Here is a 6812-nt window from a genome sequence, read left to right on the forward strand (position 1 = left end):
GACAAGCGACTGGTCGGCTACATCACCGGCACCGCCGACCCCGCCGACACCCGTGCGGCGCTGGCCACGACGCTGCCCGCCTACATGGTGCCCGCCGCCGTCGTCGCACTGAGCGCGCTGCCCCTCACGGTCAACGGCAAGCTGGACAAACGGGCCCTGCCGGCGCCGGAGTACGACGACACCGGTCGTTACCGCGCCCCGAGCGGGCTCGCCGAGGAAATCCTGGCGGGTATCTACGCGCAGGTACTCGGCCGCGAACGGGTCGGCGTGGACGACTCGTTCTTCGACTTGGGTGGAGATTCGCTGTCGGCCATGCGCCTGGTCGCTGCCGTCAACAACCAAATGGGCGGCGGCCTCAAGGTGCGCGCCGTGTTCGAGGCGCCCACCGTGGCCCAGTTGGCGCTGCGGATCAGCGCCGACGACGATGCCCTCGAACCGTTGGTGGCCGCCGTCGCACGGCCCGCGGTCATTCCGTTGTCCTACGCCCAGCAGCGGCTGTGGTTCATCGACCAATTGCAGGGCCCGTCACCGGTGTACAACCTGGCGGTGGCTTTGCGTATCCGCGGAGACCTCGATGCCGACATGCTGGCCGCCGCGTTGTCCGATGTGGTGGGCCGCCACGAAAGCCTGCGCACGCTGTTCGTGGCCACCGACGGAATACCCCAGCAGTGCGTGCTACCGCCCGAGCGGGCCGACTTCGGCTGGCAGGTTGTCGACGCCACCGGCTGGCCGGCCAGCCGGCTGACGGACGCGGTCGGCGAGGCGACGCGGCACAGTTTCGACCTGGCTACCGAGATACCCCTGCGCGCACAGCTCTTTCAGGTCGCCGACGATGAGCACGTGCTGGTGGCCGTGGCGCACCACATCGTCGCGGACGGCTGGTCCATCGCGCCGCTGATCAGTGACCTGGAGACGGCGTATGTCAGCCGGTCTGCGGGCCACGCCCCGCGGTGGACCGAGTTGCCGGTGCAATACGTCGATTACACGTTGTGGCAGCGCGCGCAGTTCGGCGACATCGACGACAGCAGCAGCCGCATCGCCGCACAGGTGGATTACTGGCAGCAGACCTTGGCCGGGATGCCCGAGCGGCTGCCGTTGCCCACCGACCGGCCCTACCCACTGGTCGCCGATCAGCGCGGCGACACCGCGGCGGTGGACTGGCCGGTTGAGTTGCAGCAGAACGTTATCCGGGTGGCCCGCGAACACGGCGCGACCAGCTTCATGCTGATGCAGGCCGCCCTCGGTGTCCTGCTGGCCAAGCTCAGCGCCAGTCCTGATGTGGCAGTGGGGTTTCCGATCGCCGGACGACGTGACCCAGCACTAGACGGACTGGTCGGGTTCTTCGTCAACACCTTGGTGCTGCGACTCGATCTGAGCGGTGACCCCACTGTTGCCGAGTTGCTGGACCACGTGCGCCAACGCAGCCTGGCCGCCTACGAGCACCAAGACGTGCCCTTCGAGGTACTGGTCGAGCGGCTCAACCCGACCCGAAGCCTGACCCATCACCCGCTCGTTCAGGTGATGCTGGCGTGGCAGAACCTGCCCGGAGAGCCCGGCGACCCCGCCGCCGGGTTGCGGCTCGGCGACCTGTCAGTCACCCCGCTGCCGGTGGACACCCACACCGCCCGGGTGGACCTGTCGTTCTCGTTGGCCGAACGCTGGAACAGCGCCGGCGAACCCGCCGGCATCGGCGGAGCGGTCGAATTTCGCACCGACGTGTTCGACAGCGCCAGCGTCGACGTGATGATCGCGCGGTTGCAGCGCGTGGTCGCAGCGATGACGGCCGATCCGGCCCGCCGGCTGTCGTCGATCGACCTGCTCGACGACGTTGAACAGGCCCGGCTGGCGGACTGGGGCAACCGGGCGTCGCTGACCGCGCCGGCGCGGGCGCCGGTGTCGATTCCGGCGAGGTTCGCCGCGCAGGTGGCACGGACTCCGGAGGCGATAGCGCTCACCGCCGGCGAGCAACCGATGACGTATCGAGAGCTTGACGAGGCGTCGAATCGGTTGGCGCAGCTATTGATCGGCCGGGGCGCTGGTTCAGGCCAACGGGTGGCGCTAATGTTGCCGCGATCAGCCGAGGCGATCGTCGCGATTATGGCGGTGCTGAAAACCGGAGCGGCGTATGTGCCGATCGATCCGGCGGTGCCCGCGGCGCGGATCGATTTCGTCCTCGCTGATGCCGCACCGATCGCGGCGATCACCACCGCAGACCTGGCCGATCCGCTGGGTGGACGCGACCTGTTGGTCATCGATATCGCCGACACCGCCGTCGACCGCCAACCCGCAACCGTCTTACCGCTGCCCGACCCCGACGACATTGCCTACGTGATCTACACCTCGGGCACCACCGGAACCCCGAAGGGAGTGGCGATTGCGCACCGGAACGTGACGCGGCTGCTAGACGTGCTGGACGTCGAGTTGGGGCTGTCGGCCGGACAGGTGTGGACGCAAGCCCACTCCCTGGCCTTCGACTTCTCGGTGTGGGAGATCTTCGGTGCGCTACTGCATGGCGGCCGGCTGGTGCTGGTGCCCGACGCGGTGGTCCGTTCACCAGAAGACCTGCACGCCTTGCTCGTTGCCGAGCAGGTCAACATCCTCAGCCAGACCCCGTCGGCGTTCTATGCGCTACAGACCGCCGACGGATTGTCGCCCGAGCTGGGCCGTCAGCTCAGCCTCGAGGCAGTGGTGTTCGGCGGCGAGGCGCTGGAGCCGCAGCGTCTGGGCGCATGGCTGGACAGCCACCCGGGACTGCCCCGCCTGGTCAACATGTACGGCATCACCGAGACGACGGTCCATGCCTCCTTCCGGGAGATCCTCGCCGGCGACGCCGACAGCACCGTCAGCCCGATCGGTATTCCGTTGGCGCATCTCGGGTTTTTCGTGCTGGACGGCTGGCTGCGGCCGGTGCCGCAGGGTGTGGTCGGCGAGTTGTATGTGGCCGGCGCCGGCGCGGCGTACGGGTATGCGGGCCGCGCCGGGTTGACCGCGGCACGGTTTGTGGCGTGCCCGTTCGTGGCCGAGGGAGCACCCCCGGCACGGATGTATCGCACCGGAGACCTGGTGTGCTGGAACGCTGATGGACAGTTGCGCTATCTGGGACGGGCCGACGAGCAGGTCAAGATTCGCGGATACCGCATCGAGCTCGGTGAGGTACAGGCCGCACTGAGCGAGCAGGCGGGGGTGGCGCAGGCGGTGGTGCTCGCCCGCGAGGACCGTCCCGGCGACAAGCGGCTGGTCGGTTACATCACCGGCACCGCCGACCCGGCTGTGGTTCGCGCGGCGTTGTCCGAGCGGCTGCCCGCCTACATGATCCCGACCGCGGTGGTGGCCGTGCAGGCGCTGCCGCTCACCGTCAACGGCAAGCTGGATACCCGCGCTCTGCCCGCCCCCGATTACCACGACGTCGAGCGTTATCGCGCCCCCGCAGACGCCGTCGAGGAGATCCTGGCCGGCATCTATGCGCAAGTCCTGGGCCTCGATCAGGTCGGCGTGGACCAGTCGTTCTTCGAGTTGGGCGGCGACAGCATCTTGTCTATGCAGGTGGTGGCCAGGGCCCGCGCCGCCGGCGTGGTGTGCCGGCCGCGTGACGTGTTCGTGGAACAGACCGTGGCCCGGCTGGCGCGGGTGGCCGGGGTGGCCACCGGCGCGGCCGAGGTCATCGACGAGGGTGTCGGGCCGGTGGCTGCCACTCCGATCATGCGCTGGCTGCACGACATCGACGGCCCGACGGATGAGTTCAACCAGACGGTGCTGCTGCAGGCCCCCGCCGGGGTGACCGAAGCCGACGTGGTGGCGCTGTTGCAGGCTCTGCTGGATCGGCACGCCATGCTGCGGCTGCGGGTCTGCGACGACGGTGCCGGCGGCTGGTCGTTGCATGCGCCCGAGGCCGGTTCGGTGGATGCGCAGGCGCGCCTGGCAACGGTCGATGCGATATCCGACGACGCCGTCATGACGGCGCGGTCGCTGCTCGATCCGTCCGGTGGGGCGATGCTCAGCGCGGTCTGGGCGACGTCCACCGCGCAGTTGCTGGTGATCGTTCATCACCTCGCGGTCGACGGGGTGTCGTGGCGAATCCTGCTGGAGGACATCAACATTGCCTGGTCTGCACACCGCTCCGGCCAGCCGGCGCAATGGCCGGCGAGGGGTACGTCCTTTGCCCGCTGGGCAGCGCTGTTGGCTGGGCAGGCCCACCGCGCCGACGCGCAGCTGCTGGCCGACGCCTGGCGTCGGGCCGCGGCGGCGCCGGCCGCGCTGCCGGCCGTGCGTCCCGACCTGGACACCTTTGCCGGTGCCGGCCAGTTGTCGGCGCTGCTGGATGCCGAGACCAGCCAGCTGCTGCTCGGCGACGTGCCGACCGCGTTTCATGCCGGCATCCACGACATCCTGCTGATCGCGTTTGCCCTGGCATGCGCGGAGTTTGGGGGCACCGGTGGCGCGCCGGTCGGGATCGATGTCGAGGGCCACGGGCGCCACGAGGAGCTGGCCACCGACGTGGACCTGTCCCGCACGGTGGGGTGGTTCACCACCAAGTACCCGGTCGCGCTGAGCGTCGGCGGGCTGTCCTGGGTGCAGGTGGTGGCCGGCGATGTCGGGCTGGGGGCAGTGCTCAAAGCCGCCAAAGAACAGCTGCGTGCCCTGCCGGATCCGTTGACCTACGGCGTGCTGCGCTATCTGAACACCGAGGTCGACCTGGCCGGAGCGGATCCGGCAATCGGTTTCAATTACCTTGGTCGTCTTGGCGGTTCGGGCGCCAAGAAGACCGCGTTTGTGTGGCGGGTCGGCCGCCAACACGCCCGATGATGAGTGGCGGATCAGCCCGGAGAGCGGCACGGTGGCCAGGGTTGCCACCGCTATCCCCATGCCGTTGCTGCACACCGTGGAGCTCAACGCCGCGATGGTGGACACCGACACCGGCCCGCAGCTGCAGGCCGGCTGGACGTGGGCCCCCTCGGCGCTCGATCACGCGCAGGTCGCGCGGCTGAGTCGGCTGTGGTTCGACGCTTTGGCCGGCATCTGTGCCTATGTCAGGCGGGGTGGGGGCGGGTTGACGCCGTCGGATATCGCACCGGCCCGGCTACGCCAGGGCCAGATCGACGAACTGAGCCGGCAGTATCGGCTCGCCGATATCCTGCCGTTGACGCCCTTGCAGCAAGGTCTGTTCTTTCACGCCAGCGCCGCGCAGGGCGGCGACGACGTCTACGCGGTGCAGCTGGACATCACGCTGACCGGTCCGCTGGATCCGCGTCGGCTGCGCGATGCGGTGCAGGCGGTCGTGACCCGGCATCCCCATCTGGCTGCCCGGTTCTGCCCGCACTTCGACGAGCCGGTGCAGATCATCCCGGCCGATCCCGTCGCCGCTTGGCGGTTCGTCGACCTGTGCGGGGCAGATCTCGACCTCGACGAGCAGATCGACCGGGTCTGTGCGGCCGAGCGAGCCGCGGTCTTCGATCTGGCCGAGCAACCGGCGTTTCGCGCGGCGTTGGTCCGCACGGGACAGGACCGGCACCGATTCGTGCTGACCAACCACCACATCGTGCTCGACGGCTGGTCACTGCCGAACTTGTTGCGGGAGTTGTTCGCCGGCTACTACGGGACCCGGCTGCCCGCGGCTGTGCCCTACCGCCGGTACATCGCCTGGCTGGCCGGTCGGGATCGTCGTGCCGCCCGCACCGCCTGGCTGCAGGTGTTGGCCGGCTTTGACACCCCCACGTTGATCGGCCCACCGGACCGGTTGGGGCTGGGGCCGCGCGACGTCGCTTCGTTCCGGGTACCCGAGCGAACCACCCGCGCCGTTTCCGAGCTTGCCCGCTCGTCGCAGACCACCGTCAACACCGTTCTGCAAGGCGCCTTCGCGACGGTGCTGAGGTGGCTGACCGGCCACCATGACGTCGCCTTCGGCACTGTCGTCGCGGGCCGTCCCGCAGAGTTGACCGGCGCGGAGTCGATGATCGGCCTGCTGATCAACACCGTGCCGGTACGGGCGGTCATCGACGACGCAACCACCACCACCGACCTGCTCGAGCAGCTGCGTCACGATCACAACCACACCCTCGAACACCAGCATCTGGCCCTCAGCGACATTCATCGCGCGACCGGTCACGAAAGACTGTTCGACACCGTTTTCGTCTACGAGAACTATCCAACGGACGCGGCTGCGCTGTCGGGCGCGGACGGATTGGTCGTCGGCGGGCTCACCAACCGTGACTTCTACCATTACCCGCTTGCGATCCAGGCCGTGCCGGGCCACGAACTGGAACTCGTCGTCCAATATCGCGCGGATGTTTTCGACGCGACCGTGATCGACGCGCTGATCGAGCGCTTGCAGCGGGTGCTGGTGACCATGTCCGGAGATCCGACACAGCCGTTGTCGTCGATCGACGTGGCAGAGCCGGTGGTCCAGCCACTGACCGCATCGGTATCGCCAACCGGGCACCACGGCGACGGTTCCGGCTATCGCGCCCCGGCGACGCTGGTCGAGCAGATTCTGGCCGGCATCTGGGCCGGAGTGCTGGGAGTCGACCGGGTCGGGGTCGACGAGTCGTTCTTCGACCTCGGCGGAGATTCGCTGTCGGCGATGCGGGCGATCGCCGCGATCAACACCGCCCTCGACGTCCGCCTCGCGGTACCCACGTTGATCAACGCAAAGTCCGTCCGGAGCTTGAGTGAGGAGTTGAGCAGAGATGCGGGACCGGTCGAAGGATTTCCCATCGCCAGTCCGACTGTTGCCGGTCCGGCCGGCGCTATCTGAGCGGTTACATGCGAATCGCTGACGTTTTGCCGTTGACCCCGCTACAGCAGGGGTTGTTGTT

1 pseudogene is annotated in these 6812 nt (G+C 68.5%); it reads left to right on the forward strand.

What is annotated here, in order from left to right:
- Positions 1 to 6751, forward strand: a pseudogene (locus AC2VNT_RS03450) (amino acid adenylation domain-containing protein); the annotation flags it as partial.
- Between the last annotated feature and the right edge of the window lie 61 nt (positions 6752 to 6812).

Source organism: Mycobacterium sp. TH-M15 (assembly GCF_057473705.1).